Annotated in this window: 11 protein-coding genes and 1 other RNA gene; 3 read left to right on the plus strand and 9 right to left on the minus strand. The window is 73.5% G+C overall.

Annotated features, from left to right (window positions below; all coding sequences use genetic code 11):
- The first annotated feature begins 69 nt into the window (after positions 1 to 69).
- Positions 70 to 1,362, plus strand: coding sequence for an MFS transporter (locus MXD57_RS20360; protein WP_250403037.1), 1,293 nt, complete (start codon positions 70 to 72; stop codon positions 1,360 to 1,362).
- A 155-nt stretch (positions 1,363 to 1,517) separates the two neighbouring features.
- Here MXD57_RS20360 and ssrA read toward each other — a convergent pair.
- The 5 genes from ssrA to ftsE form a co-directional block, all read right to left on the minus strand.
- Positions 1,518 to 1,905, minus strand: a transfer-messenger RNA (tmRNA) gene (gene ssrA, locus MXD57_RS20365).
- 156 nt (positions 1,906 to 2,061) lie between these two features.
- On the minus strand, positions 2,062 to 2,541 hold the full coding sequence (smpB, locus tag MXD57_RS20370) for an SsrA-binding protein SmpB (RefSeq protein ID WP_250403039.1): 480 nt from the start codon (positions 2,539 to 2,541) through the stop codon (positions 2,062 to 2,064).
- A gap of 57 nt (positions 2,542 to 2,598) precedes the next feature.
- Entirely contained in the window at positions 2,599 to 3,777 is a 1,179-nt protein-coding gene (locus tag MXD57_RS20375; protein ID WP_250403041.1) for a S41 family peptidase, read from the minus strand.
- Between the two features lie 68 nt (positions 3,778 to 3,845).
- Positions 3,846 to 4,763 (minus strand): permease-like cell division protein FtsX, encoded by a 918-nt coding sequence (gene ftsX / locus MXD57_RS20380; protein ID WP_250403043.1) that lies wholly within the window; start codon positions 4,761 to 4,763, stop codon positions 3,846 to 3,848.
- Positions 4,764 to 4,807: 44 nt separating this feature from the next.
- A complete protein-coding gene (gene ftsE, locus MXD57_RS20385; protein ID WP_031159396.1) occupies positions 4,808 to 5,497 on the minus strand; it encodes a cell division ATP-binding protein FtsE in 690 nt (229 codons plus the stop codon).
- Positions 5,498 to 5,728: 231 nt separating this feature from the next.
- Between ftsE and MXD57_RS20390 the strand changes: the two genes are divergently transcribed.
- Complete coding sequence (locus MXD57_RS20390; protein WP_199210755.1) at positions 5,729 to 5,920, plus strand: hypothetical protein; 192 nt, start codon at positions 5,729 to 5,731, stop codon at positions 5,918 to 5,920.
- A 95-nt stretch (positions 5,921 to 6,015) separates the two neighbouring features.
- Here the strand turns inward: MXD57_RS20390 and MXD57_RS20395 are convergent, their stop codons facing one another.
- The 4 genes from MXD57_RS20395 to MXD57_RS20410 form a co-directional block, all read right to left on the minus strand.
- Positions 6,016 to 6,816 carry a hypothetical protein gene (locus MXD57_RS20395; protein ID WP_250403045.1) on the minus strand — a complete coding sequence of 267 codons (801 nt, stop codon included), beginning with the start codon at positions 6,814 to 6,816 and terminating at the stop codon, positions 6,016 to 6,018.
- 290 nt (positions 6,817 to 7,106) lie between these two features.
- The gene (gene prfB, locus MXD57_RS20400) at positions 7,107 to 8,213 is read right to left on the minus strand and encodes a peptide chain release factor 2 (protein ID WP_250403046.1); all 1,107 of its coding nucleotides are present in this window, start codon (positions 8,211 to 8,213) and stop codon (positions 7,107 to 7,109) included.
- Positions 8,214 to 8,304: 91 nt separating this feature from the next.
- Positions 8,305 to 9,531 carry a serine/threonine-protein kinase gene (locus tag MXD57_RS20405; protein WP_250403048.1) on the minus strand — a complete coding sequence of 409 codons (1,227 nt, stop codon included), beginning with the start codon at positions 9,529 to 9,531 and terminating at the stop codon, positions 8,305 to 8,307.
- 178 nt (positions 9,532 to 9,709) lie between these two features.
- On the minus strand, positions 9,710 to 11,347 hold the full coding sequence (locus MXD57_RS20410) for a serine/threonine-protein kinase (RefSeq protein WP_250403049.1): 1,638 nt from the start codon (positions 11,345 to 11,347) through the stop codon (positions 9,710 to 9,712).
- A 396-nt stretch (positions 11,348 to 11,743) separates the two neighbouring features.
- Between MXD57_RS20410 and MXD57_RS20415 the strand changes: the two genes are divergently transcribed.
- Positions 11,744 to 15,328: an FHA domain-containing protein gene (locus tag MXD57_RS20415; RefSeq protein ID WP_250403051.1), complete on the plus strand. Its 3,585-nt coding sequence runs from the start codon at positions 11,744 to 11,746 to the stop codon at positions 15,326 to 15,328.
- Positions 15,329 to 15,330: the final 2 nt, after the last annotated feature.

Raw genomic sequence — 15,330 nt, forward strand, 5'->3', positions numbered from 1 at the left:
ACGCGGGCGGGTGAGTCGGCACCGAGAAGGTGTTGGACCCGGTGATCCGCTCCGGGCCACCGTTGGACCATGCCGCGACAGACCACCGAGGACAGCCGGATACCGGACGAGCAGTGCGGGGAGCGGACCGGAGCCAGGGGAAGGGGATGGCTCCGCGCGTACCGGGGACTCCTCGGCCGCCCCGGCACGCTCGCCTTCACCGCGGGCAATCTCGTCGCGCGGCTGCCGATGGGCATGTTCGGCGTGAGCGCGGTCGTGATGATCGCCGGGGCCCGGGGTTCGTACGCGCTCGCAGGCGCCGTCACCGCCGTCGGACTCGCGGCGACCGGGGTGGCCGGGCCGTGGATCGCACGGCTCGTCGACCGGCACGGGCAGGCCCGGGTCGCCGTGCCGGCCACCCTCACGGCCGTCCTGGGCAGCCTCGCCCTGCTGCTGTGCGTGCGCTGCGGCGCCCCGGACTGGACCCTGTTCGCCGCCTACGCCGCCACCGCCGCCACTCCCAACATCGGCGGCCTGTCCCGGGCCCGCTGGGCCCACCTGCTGCGCGACGACCCCGGCGCCCTGCGCACCGCCAACTCCTTCGAGCAGGCCGCCGACGAGCTGTGCTTCATGCTGGGCCCCGTCCTGGCCTCCTTCCTGACCGGCACGTTCTTCCCGGAGGCGGGCACGCTCGCCGGGTCCGTGCTGCTGCTGGCCGGCATGCTGCTGTTCACCGCGCAGCGGTCCACCGAGCCACCGCCGCTGGTCCGTTCCAAGGGCCGGTCACCGCTGCGCAGCCCGGGGGTTCCGGCACTGCTGGCCTGTTTCGTGGCGACCGGCGCGGTGTTCGGCTCGACGGAGGTCGTCACGATCGCCTACGCCGACGGCCAGGGGCACCGGACGGCGGCCGGTGCGGTGCTCGCGTTGCAGGCGGCGGGCTCGTGCGCGGCCGGTCTGCTCCACGGGGCCGTGGAAGCGGCCGGGCGTGCGAACCTGCCCCGCTGTCTGCTCGCGATGGCCGCCCTGATGACCCTGCCCTGGCTGGCGGCCGCCACCACGCGTTCCCTCGTGGCCCTGGCGGGCGCGCTGCTGGTGGCGGGGATGGCGACGGCGCCGACGATGGTGACCGCGATGACCCTGGTGCAGACCCGCACCCCGGCGGACCGGATCAACGAGGGCATGAGCCTCGTCGTCACCGGCCTGCTCACCGGTGTCGCGGGCGGCTCGGCGGCCGGTGGCTGGGCGGCCGAGCACGGCTCGCCGGCCGCGGGCTTCGCGGTACCGGCGTTCGCCGCGGGGGCCGCGGCGGCGATCGGCTGGGCGGGGCGGGAGGCGCGTCCTGGGGAGCCCCGGCATCCCGGTACGGCCCCGGAGCGGCCGTGAGCCGGCGGGATCGCCACGCTCGGACGCGAGGCGGCGGGCGCGACCCGCTCCTCCGGACGATCCGGCGATTCCGCGGGGGTCGTCGCCCGAACCGGTTCGCGACCACGACAAAGGCCCCGTCACTCGGAGCGACGGGGCCTGTGCCTACATGGGATGAGTGGAGATGGCGGGAATCGAACCCGCGTCCAACGGTGCGGAACCAGGGCTTCTCCGTGTGCAGTTCGCTTCGCTTTTCTCAGCCCCGGCGATCACGCGAACAAGTCGCCGACGGGCTCAGTCACTGTTTGGTTTCCCTCTTCACCCCGTGACCGGGATCAAGGTTTAGTTCCCTAGTCGATGCCAGGATCCGGGACGGGAACAAGCCCGGGCTGACACTCCCGTGAGAGCTTCGCCTAGCTGCTTATCAGGCAGCGAGGGCGAAGTGGGAGGAATCGCGCTTGGTGTTGGCGATTATTTTTTTCGGCCTGTGGTTTACGAGATCATGGCCGCTTCCTCGACACGCTTCCCCTGCTTCGACAGCCGCTGTCGAAACCGATCATCCCCATGTTGATTTTTCAATCCCTCCGGAGAGGGGGCTCGCACCCTCTGTGGGGTGCGCTGCCATCGTACGTGACCAACGCAGGTCGGTGCCAGCCTATTCCCGCCGGTCGCGCCGGTCGCGCCCTCGCGCGGGTCCCGCCTCGCGCGCGGGTCCAAGGGCTAGGCCCGCTGCTTGCGCCGCACGGCCGACATCGCGCGGTCCGCCTCGCGCCGGTCCTGCTTCTCCCGCAGGGTCTGGCGCTTGTCGTACTCCTTCTTGCCCTTCGCCAGCGCGATCTCGACCTTGGCCCGGCCGTCCTTGAAGTACAGGGCGAGGGGCACGATCGTGTGCCCCGTCTCCTGGGACTTCGCCTCGAGCTTGTCGATCTCGTCGCGGTGCAGCAGCAGCTTCCGCTTGCGCCGGGCGCTGTGGTTGGTCCAGGTGCCCTGGCTGTACTCGGGCACGTGCACGTTGTGCAGCCACGCCTCGTGACCGTCCAGTTGCACGAAGCCGTCGGCCAGCGAGGCGCGCCCCTGGCGCAGCGACTTCACCTCGGTGCCCATGAGCACGAGACCGGCCTCGTACGTGTCGAGGATGAGGTAGTCGTGCCGCGCCTTCTTGTTCTGCGCGATCAGCTTGCGCCCTTTTTCCTTAGCCATAGTGCCGACCATTTTCGCACCATGGAGGGGGTGCGGGGGAAGTGCGTTTAAAGGGGGCTACGAGGGGTCGCCCAGGCCGCCCAGGACCGTCTCGGCCCGCCGCAGCGCCTGCGGCCCGGCGTCCAGGTCGGGGATGATGCCGCGTCCGTCAACCGCGCGGCCGGACGGGGTGCGGTAGTGGCCCACGGTCAGCTCGGCCACCGAGCCGTCGGGCAGCTCGGTGGGCATCTGCACGGAGCCCTTGCCGAAGGTGCGGGTGCCGATCACGACCGCGCGGCCCCGGTCCTGCAGGGCACCGGTGAGCATCTCGGCCGCGCTCATCGTGCCGCCGTCGACCAGGGCGACCAGGGGCCGGCCGGTGTCGCCACCGGTGTCGGCGTGCAGGGCGCGCTGGGCGCCGTCGACGTCGTAGGTGGCGACCAGGCCGCCGTCGAGGAAGGCGGAGGCGGTCTCCACGGACTCGGTGACCAGGCCGCCGGAGTTCCCTCGCAGGTCGAGGACGATGCCGGCGCCTGCCGGGGCCCGGTGCACCGCGGCGCGCACGGAGTCGCCCGAGCCCTTGGTGAAGGCGGCGACCTTGATGACGGTGATCCGGCCGGGCAGCCTGCGCACGGTCACCGGGTCCGTGGACAGCCTGGCCCGGTGCAGGGTCTCGCTCCACGCGCGCGTGCCGCGCTGCAGGCCGAGTGTCACGGCCGTACCGGCGGCCGCGTCCTCGGCGTCGCCGCGGAGTAACGAGACCACGTCGGTGACCGGCCACCCGGCCACGTCCGTGCCGTCGACGCTGCGCAGCCGGTCGCCCTTGCGGATTCCGGCCCGGTCCGCCGGTGAGCCGGGCTGCACCCGGGTCACCGCGATCCGGCCGTCCGGCTCGGCCCGCGCGAAGAGGCCGGTGCCGGTGTACTGGCCGTCCAGGGCCTCCTGGAACTCCTGGTACTCGCCCTCGGAGTAGACGGCGCCCCAGCGGTCCCCGCTGCGGCTGACGGCCCGCTCGGCGGCCTCCATGGGCGACGTGCCCTCGGCCATCGCCTTGGCGGCGGCCCGCCGCACGGCCTCGTGCCGGGTGGCCGAAGGCGCCGGAGCCGATGCCGACTTGGGGCCGGACCGGGCGCCCTGGCCGGTGTCCGGGAAGGAGCCGGTGGCGGCGCCGGCGACCAGGGCGCAGGCGAAGACCAATGTCAGGGCGGCCCCACGGCCGGTGCGGCGGGGCTGACAGAGCGGGTCACGGCCTGACATGGCGGTGAGTCTAGGACAACGACGAAGGGCCGTACGGGCGGACGCCCGTACGGCCCTCTTGGGATGCGTCACACCTTCAGGTACTTGCGCAGCGCGAAGAAGGCCGCCAGGGCGGGCATCAGCACGCTGGTGGCGAGGATCAGCGGCAGCTTGGTCAACACCGCGTCCCAGCCGACGAAGTTGATCAGGGTGAGCTTGTTGGACAGGGCCATGCCGTGGTCGATCGTGAAGTACCGCCCGACGACCAGGAAGACGCAGGCGAGGCCTCCGCCGATGAGTCCGGCGACCGCCGCCTCCATGATGAACGGCGCCTGGATGTAGAAGCCGGAGGCGCCGACGAGGCGCATGATCCCGGTCTCACGCCTACGGCTGAACGCCGACACGCGCACGGTGTTGACGATCAGCAGCAGCGCCACGAGCAGCATCAGCGCCATCACACCGAGCGCCGCCCGGTTCATCAGGTTCAGCAGCTGGAAGAGGTTGTCCAGGATCCCCTTCTGGTCCTGCACCGACTGCACTCCGTCCCGCCCGTTGAACGCGGTCGCGATGACCTGGTACTTCTGCGGGTCCTTGAGCTTGATGCGGTACGACTCCTGCATCTGGTCCGGCGTCAGCGAGCCGGCCAGCGGGGAGTTGCCGAACTGCTCCTTGTAGTGCTTGTACGCGTCGTCCTGCGACTCGTAGGTCACCTTCTCGACGATGGTCATCTTGCCGAGGTCGGTGCGGATCTGCTTCTTCTGGTCCTCGGTGACCGCGCCCTTGGCGCAGTTGACGTCCGACTGCGCGTCGCTCTTGTTGCACAGGAAGATCGAGACGTTGACCTTGTCGTACCAGTAGCCCTTCATGGTGCTCACCTGGTCGCTCATCAGCAGGGAGCCGCCGAAGAGGGCCAGGGACAGGGCGACGGAGACGATGACGGCGAAGGTCATCGTCAGGTTGCGGCGGAGACCGACACCGATCTCCGACAGGACGAACTGGGCGCGCATGGCGTCGGATCAAGCCTTTCCGTGGACGTGACTGGTGCGGCGGGTCAGTGCTGGTAGCCGTAGACGCCGCGGGCCTGGTCTCGGACGAGGCGGCCCTTCTCCAGCTCGATGACGCGCTTGCGCATCTGGTCCACGATGTTCTGGTCGTGCGTCGCCATGATGACGGTGGTGCCCGTCCGGTTGATGCGGTCGAGCAGCTTCATGATGCCGACGGAGGTCTGCGGGTCGAGGTTGCCGGTGGGCTCGTCCGCGATCAGCAGCTTGGGCCGGTTGACGAAGGCCCGCGCGATGGCCACGCGCTGCTGCTCACCACCGGACAGCTCACCCGGCATCCGGTCCTCCTTGCCGCCGAGCCCGACGAGGTCGAGCACCTGCGGCACGGACTTGCGGATCTCGCCGCGGGACTTGCCGATGACCTCCTGCGCGAAGGCCACGTTCTCGGCGACGGTCTTGTTGGGCAGCAGGCGGAAGTCCTGGAACACCGTCCCCAACTGGCGGCGCATCTGCGGCACCTTCCAGTTGGAGAGGCGTGCGAGGTCCTTGCCGAGGACGTGCACCTGGCCGTGGCTGCACCGCTCCTCGCGCAGCACCAGCCGCAGGAAGGTGGACTTGCCGGAGCCGGAGGACCCCACGAGGAAGACGAACTCACCCTTCTCGACCTCCAGGGAGACATCCCTGAGGGCCGGGCGGGTCTGCTTGGGGTAGACCTTGGAGACGTTGTCGAATCGGATCACGGATGCACCACGGGTCGCCGGAGGTAGATGAGCGTGACCATACGCGAACCGGGAGCGCGAGCGCAGGGCCCGGTCGCGGTTGGTCGCGGCTTGGGTGTTTTTGTACAGGCGGGATTCGGGGTTCTCGGGGAGCCCGCGCCCTTTGCGGGGGAACCTGGCACAGTGGAGGGGGAACGTTCTGGTTCCCGTGTGCGTTGTATGGGTGATGGCCGGCGCGAGGAGGGCGAGCGCATGACATACGACCGGTTGGTGTGCGCGAACTGCGCGTCGCCCGTGAGTGAGGGCCGGTGCCCGGTGTGCCGTGCCAACCGCGAGCGGCTGCAGCAGGAGGGCTTCTTCGCGGGGCTGAACCCCATGGCGCTGATCGCGCTGCTCGCGGTGCTGATCGCCGCGGTGGCGCTGCTGGCCCACCAGACCGCGTAGGAAGATCCGGTCAGGACGACCGAAGGGCCCGGAGCGGGAAGCTCCGGGCCCTCGGTGGTGCGTGCCGTGTGCGGAACGTCGCCGTGCGGCTACGTTCAGGCGGCGGCGCCGCCCCGGCCGTTCACGAGCCGCGGCAGGAAGCGGAAGCCGATACCGCCGGCGATCATCGTCGCGGCGCCGACCAGCAGGAACGCGGTCTGTCCGGCACCGGTCTCGGCGAGCTGCTTGTCGCCGCCCTGGGGCGTGGTGTCCGAGCCCGTGTCGGTGAGGGCGGAGGAGCCCTCCTCCTGGGAGGCGTTGTCGTTGCCGCCACCCTGGGGCGTGTCACCGCCGGTGGTGGTACCGCCGGTGGAGCCGCCGCCGGTGGTGGTACCGCCGGTGGAGCTGTCGCCGCCGGTGGAGCCGGAGCCGCCCGAGTTCCCGTTGCCGCCGGTGGAGCCGGAGCCGCCCGAGTTCCCGTTGCCGCCCGAGTTCCCGTTACCGCCGTCGGTCTGGCCGCCATCAGTCTGACCGCCGTCGGTCTGACCACCATCAGTCTGACCACCGTCGGTCTGACCACCATCAGTCTGACCACCGTCGGTCTGACCACCATCAGTCTGACCACCGTCGGTCTGACCACCATCAGTCTGACCACCATCAGTCTGACCACCGTCAGTCTGACCACCATCAGTCTGACCGCCATCGGTCTGACCACCGGTGTCGCAAACCCCGATCGGGTCGCAGCCGGTCCCGCCGTCGTCCTCTCCGCCCTCGGTGCTCACGCCCAGGGTGATCGGCCCGGCCTGGACACCGAGGTCCAGGGCCGAGGCGGCACCCGCGGCGGTGAGCGAGGCGCCGGCCGCGATCACGGCGCCGGCGGCTATCCGCGCGACCCGGATCCGCGTCTTCTTCGTCATGTGGTTGCTACCCCCAGTAGCTGTCGTCAATGAGGCGGCGCTTGGGGCGTGCCGTGATCGACGAGGGCAGCGGTGACGACATCTGCGTCATTTCCCCCGGTTCACATGCGCCCCAGAAATACGCATGCCACGCTTCACCTTTCCGATTTTTCAAAGCATCGTCAAGGCCATTGCGGGCGCAATGTCCGACGGGGCGGCCTTTGCCGCGACTTGGAACCTGTGAGTGTGATGTAGAACCCAGACAAATGACAACTGCCGCCTCGGGGGCGGCAGTTGTCATGTCGACAAAGTTACTTCTCCTGCTGCTTGCGCCAGCGAATACCGGCCTCCAGGAACCCGTCGATCTCGCCGTTGAACACGGCCTCCGGATTGCCCACCTCGTACTCGGTGCGCAGGTCCTTGACCATCTGGTACGGGTGCAGCACGTAGGAACGCATCTGGTTGCCCCACGAGTTGCCGCCGTCGCCCTTGAGGGCGTCCATCTTGGCCTGCTCCTCCTGCCGGCGCCGCTCCAGCAGCTTGGCCTGGAGGACGTTCATCGCCGTCGCCTTGTTCTGGATCTGCGAGCGCTCGTTCTGGCAGGAGACGACGATGCCGGTGGGGATGTGGGTCAGGCGCACCGCGGAGTCGGTGGTGTTCACGCCCTGGCCACCGGGACCGGACGACCGGTAGACGTCCACCCGCAGCTCGGACTCGTCGATCTCGATGTGGTCGGTCTGCTCGACCACCGGGAGGATCTCGACACCCGCGAAGGAGGTCTGGCGGCGGCCCTGGTTGTCGTAGGGCGAGATGCGCACCAGGCGGTGGGTGCCCTGCTCCACGGAGAGGGTGCCGTAGGCGTACGGCGCCTGCACGGCGAAGGTGGTGGACTTGATGCCCGCCTCCTCGGCGTACGACGTCTCGTAGACCTCGGTCTTGTAGCCGCGCTGCTCGGCCCAGCGCAGGTACATGCGCTGGAGCTTCTCGGCGAAGTCGGCGGCGTCGACGCCACCGGCCTCGGCGCGGATGTTGACGACCGCCTCACGCGCGTCGTACTCACCGCTGAGCAGCGTCCGGACCTCCATCTCGTCCAGCGCCTTGCGGACGAGGACCAGCTCGGACTCGGCCTCGGCCCGGGTGTCCGGGTCGTCCTCCTCTTCGGCCATCTCGAAGAGGACGGCGAGATCGTCGATCCGGCCGCGCAGCCCTTCCGCCTTCCTGACCTCGGCCTGGAGGTGGGAGAGCTTGCTGGTGATCTTCTGCGCCTCGTCCGGGTTGTCCCACAGGGACGGCGCGGCCGCCTGCTCCTCGAGCACGGCGATGTCTGCCCTCATCCTGTCGAGGTCCAGGACGGCCTCGATCGACTCCATGGTCGAGGAGAGGGACTTCAGCTCTTCGGATACATCGACGACTGCCACGCATCCAGCGTAACGGCTCCGCCGGGCGGCCAGAGCAGGGTGGCTCGCCCGAACCCGTGGGCGGTCGGTGCCGCCCCGGCCCGCCCGGGCGTCACGGCGCCGACGTGCTGTGGGTGTCCGCCGGGGGTTCGTCGCCGCCCGACGTCGCCGCCCACGCCCCCGCACCGACGGCCGCGGCCAGGACCACCCCCGCCACGCCCAGCGTGATCCGGCGCCGCCGCATCGCGGCCCGGTGCCGTGCCGAGCCCGGCCGGGGGGCACCCGTGGCGCGCGGCGCCCGTGCCGTGCCGTGGGCCCCGCCCGCCAGCTCGTCCGGCGCCGGCACCCGCATCGAGGTGTGGGTGTCGCGGTTGGAGTCGGGTCTGGCGCCGGGCACCAGGGACACCGCGCCCCGCCGCCGCGCCGGCTGGTCCCCGGCCGGGTCCCGCGCCGCGGGGTCCTCGGCCTCGTCGGCCGACTCCGCGTCCGGCTCGTCCACGTCCAGCGGGGGCAGCCCGGCGAGCAGGGGAAGCTGCTCACGCAGCCGTGCCGCCAGCTCCGAGGCGCGCAGCCGGGAGGCGGGCGCCTTGGCCAGGCACTGCACGAGTAGCTGCCACAGCTCCTCGGGGATGCCGGGCAGCGGCACGACGGTCTCGGTGACGTGGCGTCGCAGCACCGCGCCGGGGTGGCCGCCGCCGAACGGCGTGAAGCCCGCGAGGAGTTCGTAGAGCACCGTGGCCAGCGCGTAGATGTCCACGGCGGCGCGCGGCGGCAGGCCCTCGACGATCTCCGGGGCCAGGTAGTCCGGGGTGCCGATGATCTTCGTCGCGCGGGTCCGCTTCGGGGAGTCGATCAGCTTGGCCACACCGAAGTCGGTGAGCAGGGCGGGGTGGGATCCGCCGGGCCCGAGCGGGCCCTGCATGTCCAGCAGGATGTTCTCGGGCTTCACGTCCCGGTGGACGATCCCGGCCGCGTGGGCGGCCGCGAGCCCGTCGGCGATGTCCGCGACGATCGCCGCGGCCGACTCCGGCGCGAGCCGCCGCTCGCGCTCCAGGCGGGTGCGCAGGTCGGTGCCGCGCACCAGGTCCATGACCAGGGCCAGGTCGTTGCCGTCGACGACCAGGTCGCGCACGGTGACGATGCGCGGGTGCTCCAGGCCGAGCAGCGCGGTGCGCTCCTGCACGAAGCGCCCGACGAGCTCCTGGTCGGAGGCGAGGTCCTCACGCAGCAGCTTGATCGCGACGGGCCCCTCCGGTCCCTCGCCCAGCCACACCGTGCCGGCGCTGCCCCGCCCCAGGATCTGGTTCGCGGTGTACCGGCTGCCGATCTTCCGTGCCAAGACTGCTCCTACCGACGCGTGTTGTCGCCGCTGCGTCATTCCGGGGGACACCCCCGGACCCCCAGCCGACAGACCAGGACCCCTGGGCGACAAAACTACGCGTCGAACGAGCCAACCTTCACCGCCGAGGCGGAAATCACCCGCCAGATGTCGACAAGTTTCCAAACTGGCGCTGAGCTCAGTTGCCGCCGCCGGAAGTGTCGAGCTGCTTGATCCAGTCGCCCACCTGGCCGGCCCAGTCGCTGAGCTGGGCCCAGTAGCCCCGGCCCTGGCCGACCCAGGTGTGCAGCGGGGTCAGCTCCCAGACCAGCCAGCTCGCGACGACCAGGATGACGATCGTGAACAGGCAGCCCTTGAGGCAGCCGAGTCCGGGGACCTTCATCGGGTTGGCGCTGCGCTGCCGCGGCGCCCTGGGCTCGCGCGCGGGACGCTGCGGCTCCGCGGCGGGGGGCGGCGCGTAACGCTGCGGCTGCCGCTGGGGGGCGTACTGCTGGGGCTGCTGGTCCGGGTAGCCGTACCCGGCGTGCGGCTGCTGCCTGCCGCGCGGCTGCGGCTGCTGCGGGCGCCCCTGCTGGGCCTGGCGCGGCTGCTGCGGCCGGGCGACCTGGCGCTGGGGACGGCGGCGCAGCGGATCGTCGTCGGGGTCGAGGTACTGGACCTGCGTCTGCTCGTTGCGGTCCCGGGCGGCGCGGAGCTGGTTCTGCCAGGGGTGCGGCTGGTCGGGCTGCTGTCCCTGGGGGCCGGTGTTCGGCAGCACCGCCGTGGGGTCCGCGGCGCCGGCCGGGCCGCCGGTGTGCGGCAGCACGCTGGTCGCGGCGTTGGGGTCGTACGCCCCGTGGGGCGCGTTGGTCGGCAGCACCTGGGTGGGATCGGCGGCGCCGGGAACCCCCGGGACGGCGGCCGGGGCCGGGTCGGGGGCGAGCAGCGCGCCCACGCCCTCGGCGGCGGCGATCTGCGCGGAGTTCGCGTGCACGCCGACGCCCTCGGCGACGACCCGCAGGCCGCGGGCGAGGTTCTCGGCGCTGGGCCGCTCGTCGGGGTTCTTGCTCAGGCAGCGCTCCATGACCGTCCACAGCGGGTCCGGGACGGTGGAGGGACGGCGCGGTTCGGCGCTCAGGTGCTGGTGCAGCACTTCGAGGGCGCTGCCGCCGGAGAACGGCGGACGGCCGGTGACCAGCTCGTACAGCAGGATGCCGGCGCCGTACACGTCGACGGCGGAGGTCTGCGGGCGGCCCTCGGCGGACTCCGGCGCCACGTACGCGGGCGTTCCGACGAACTCGTGGGTGCGGGTCAGGCCCGGGGAGTCGGCGAGGCGGGCGATGCCGAAGTCGGTCAGCATCGGGTGCATCCGGCCCTCGTACTGCTGGAGCAGCACGTTGGCGGGCTTCAGGTCGCGGTGGACCACGCCGTCGGCGTGGCTCGCGGCGAGCGCGTCGGCGATCTGGGCGGTCATCAGCGCGGCGGCGACCGGCGTGAACGGGCCGTTCTCGCGCAGATAGCGGTGCAGGTCGGGGCCGTCGACCAGGTCCATGACGAGGGCCAGCAGATCACCCTCGACGACCAGGTCGCGGACCCGCACGATGTTGGGGTGGGTGAGCCTGAGCAGCACGGAACGCTCGCGCAGGAAGCGCATCACGATGTCCGGGTCGCTCGCCAGCTCCTCCTTGAGGACCTTGATCGCGACCGTCTCGCCCGGCTGGCCGGGCACGGCCGCCTCGGCGCCCGCCGTCTCGCGCTGGCGGGCACGCCAGACGGTGCCCGTGGCGCCGCGTCCGAGCGGCTCCTCGAGCAGGTACTTGCTGCCGACTGGCCGCACGTCACGCGCTCCCTGCTGCTTGCATGCCGGTGTTCTGGTGTTCCGACCCACTGTAGTGCCGGTACACAGGGCACTACGTAGGCGTTCCCGTCGATGTTCGCCGGTCCGCCCGGACTCCGCCCGTCGGGGCCGTGGCTCCAGGGGTCCTGGTCCGAAGGGAAGACGCTCGCCCCGGTCCCCTGGTTGCCGGGCGCCGTACGTGACCGATCTCAACTGATCGCCGGCGCACCACTGGTCAGGCACTTTTGGGGGCAGAGCTGACCAATCAAGATCACTTGGCACCGGGTCGTGGGCACGTTGTCAGTGACAGGTGCGAGGATGCGTGCAGTACTGGCCGACGTGCTCGTGCGGGGGGTGGGGTAGTCCGCGCCCGGGCAGAAGGGACCGCTGACGGCGATGCAGATCCGGCTGACCGTCGTAGATCCGCTGGGCCCGTCCCCGCAGCGGGGCCGTGCCGTGAGCCGTGACGTGCTGGTGACGGCGCCCGCGGGCACGGATCTGGCCGCGGTGGCGTCGGGACTGGCCGCGGCGGTCGCCGGGGAGGGCGGCGCTGGCCGGGACACCGGCGGCTCCCCCGTGGTGCTGTACGCGGGCGCGGAGCGGCTGGACGCGCGCCGCCGCGTCCTGGGCGAGCCCCCGCTGGTCGACGGGGCCGTGCTGTCCCTGGGCGCCCCGGCGGCCCCCGAGCCGCATCCCGAGCTGGACGACGCCCCGACCCAGTTGCACGTGGTGGCCGGGCCGGACGCGGGCGGGGTCCACCTGCTGCACGGCGGCCGGATCACCGTCGGCCGTTCCGCCGACGCCGACGTCCCGCTGGACGACCCGGACGTCTCCCGTCTGCACTGCGCGGTCACGGTCGGCGCCGACGGCCGGGTCTCGGTCACCGACCTCGGCTCCACCAACGGCACCACCCTGGACGGCACGCGCGTGGCCGAGCGCCCGGCGCCGTTCCCGGCGGGCGCGCTGCTGCGGATCGGGGAGTCCGCCCTGCGGGTTACGCCGTCCGGGGGACCCGGGGCGCGCACGGCGACGGTGCCGGACGGGGAAGGGTGCCTGCGGGTGCTCCCGGGCGACCCGCAGGAGCACGCGCGCGCGGAGCCGACCGCCGCCCGGAGCGGCGGCGACCCGGCCGGGCCCACCCGGCACGCCTACGGCTCGGCGGACCACGACGCCGGCCTCGACCGCGCGGCGCCCCGTGCGGCGCCGGGGCGGGCCGGGGTGCCCGCCGCGGAGAGCCTGAGCGCTCTGCCCGGCGCCGACGGCGCGGACAGTGGGGACACCCACGCCGGACGGCACGGCGTCGGCGCGCCCGCCCGTACGGAGTTCTCCGGGGACACCGGCCCCGGCACCCGCAAGGGCACGCCGCCGCGGGGCACCGACGTCCCGCCGGGGGTGCGGCGGCGCGGCGGGCTCGGCGCGTGGGCACGCCGGCTGACGGGCGGCCGCGGGGAACTGCCCGCCGCCGTACCCGAGGAGTACGGCGCGGTGCCCGGCCCGGCCGCCGCCGGAAGCACCGGCGCGTCCCAGCGGCCCGAGACCTGGCCGGACCCGGCCGCGCTGCTGCTCACCGCGCTGGGCCCGGGACCCCGGCTGTGGGAGCGAGGGCCCGGGCACCCGGAGGCGCTGACCGTACGGCTCGGCACGACCGACCGCGGCGCGCCGGACGGCTCGGGCGTGCTGCCCGCCGTGCCGGTGACCGCCGCGCTGCGCGAGGCGGGCGCGCTGGGCCTGGCGGGGCCGCGCCCCCGGCTGTCCGGGCTGGCCCGCGCGGTGCTGGCCCAGCTCGCCGCGCTGCACTCCCCCGACCTGCTGGAGATCGTGCTGGTCAGCGCGGACCGGGCCCGCCCGGAGGCGGAGCGCGCGGCCGAGTGGTCCTGGCTCGGCTGGCTGCCGCACGTGCGTCCCGGTCACGGCCAGGACTGCCGCCTGCTGCTCGCGCACGACCGCGAGCAGGCGGCGGCCCGCGTCCAGGAGCTGCTGCGCCGGGTCGAGGAGTACGCGGCGACGGGCCGGGGCACGGCCAGGCCCCGGACGGCCCCGGCGGAGCACGGGGGCTCCGCGACCGGCGGCGGCACGCACACCGGTACCGCCTCCGTACCGGGTCCGCGGCAGCACGACGACCGCGGAGCCCCGGACCACGACGCCCACCCGGCCCCGGCCTTCCCCGCCGGACCGGCCTCCGCCACCGGCACGGCGTTCGGTACGGCGGTCTCCGCCACCGCGGCGGCGGACGGCCACGCCGGACCCGACGGGGCACCGGACGCCGGACCGGTCCCGCCGGCCGCCCCCGCGGACGCCGGGTCCCGGACGGCCGCGCGCCGCCCGTCGTGGGCCAGGGAGGACGCCGGCCCGGCCGGAACCGGCGGCTTCCCGGGGCCGTACACGGTCGTCGTCGTGGACGGGGACCCGGGAGGCGCGGCCCTGCGGGAGTCCCTGGCACGGCTGGCCGTGGCCGGGCCGCGGGCCGGGATCCACGTGGTGTGCCTCGCCGAGACCGAGCCCGCCTCCGCCGCCTCGCCGGTGACCCGGACCTACGAGGCCGCCTGCGCGGCCACGCCCACGTTCCGGCACTGCGGGGCCGTCGCCCTGCTCGGTGGTGACGTGGCCGGCGCGCTCCATCTGATGCGGGTCGCGCCCACCGGCCCGATCGGCCCGGGCGCCCTCGCCACCGTCGACGCCGTATCCCCCGCCTGGGCCGAGCGGTTCGCGCGGGCGCTGGCCCCGCTGCGGCCGGAGGGCCCGCTCGCCGAGCCGCACGCACGGGTGGCCGTACCGCTGCCGGCGTCCGCGCGGCTGCTGGACGAGCTGGGGCTGGCCCGGGCCACCCCGGCCTCGCTGATGGCCCGGTGGGCGGACGCGGCCGACGACACGGCGTCCCCGGCGGGCCGGGCCAGGGCGGTGCTGGGAGCCGGGCCGCACGGACCGCTCACCGTCGACCTGGTGGCCGACGGGCCGCACCTGCTGATCGAGGGGCCACCCGGCAGCGGCCGCACCGAGCTGCTGCGGACGGTGGCCGCCTCGCTCGCCGCGGCCGAGCGGCCCGACCGGCTGAGCATGGTGCTGATCGACGGCCGGGACGGCGTCGGCACCGGCGCGGGGCGCGGCGAGGGACTGCGCGTCTGTACCGACATACCCCATGTGACGACCCATCTCGTCGCCAACGACCCGGTGCGCATGCGGGAGTTCGCGCAGTCGCTGACCGCGGAGCTGAAGCGGCGAGCGGAGCTGCTGGGCCTGGCGGACTTCGCCCGGTGGCACACCGGGCGCGCGGTGCCGGGCCGGATCGTCGCGCAGCGCTCCCCGAGCGGCCGCACCGCCGGGTCCGGTGCCGGCGCGTCCGACGCGACCGGGGACATAGAGGCGCCGCCCAGTTCCACGCTGCGGCTGCGGCCCGGTGCCGCGGCACGGCAGCGCGCCGAGGCCGCGCCGCCGCTGCCCCGGCTCGTGGTGGTCGTCGACGATCTGGACGCGCTGGTGTCCCCCGGGCTCGGCTCACCGGGCCGGCCCGCCGCCGGGTCGGTGCTGCGGGCGCTGGAGGCGGTGGCCCGGGACGGCGAGCGGCTCGGGGTGCACCTCGTGGCGACGGCCGGCACCGGCGGCCGTACGGCGGAGACGGAGCCGGCCCGGCGGGCCACGCTGCGCGTCGCCCTGGACGCGCCGTCCGCCGGGCGCTCGGGTTCCGCTCCGGCCGAGCGCGGTGCTGAGCCGGGCGGCGAACCGGCGCCGGGGCGCGGCCGGCTGATCCACCCGGACGGCCGGGCGGTCGGCTTCCAGGGCGGCCGGGTCACCGGCCGTATCCCGCGGACCGCGACCCAGCGGCCCACGGTGGTGCCGCTGGAGTGGCAGCGCATGGGCGATCCGCCGGCCCGCCGCCCGGTGCGGGAGCTGGGCAACGGCCCGACGGATCTGGCGCTGCTGGCGAGCGCGGTGCAGCGGGCCGCCCGCGAGGTCGCCGCGGCGGAGGTGCCCTCGCTGCTCTGACG

The organism is Streptomyces cellostaticus (assembly GCF_023630175.1).
GTDB lineage: Bacteria > Actinomycetota > Actinomycetes > Streptomycetales > Streptomycetaceae > Streptomyces > Streptomyces cellostaticus_A.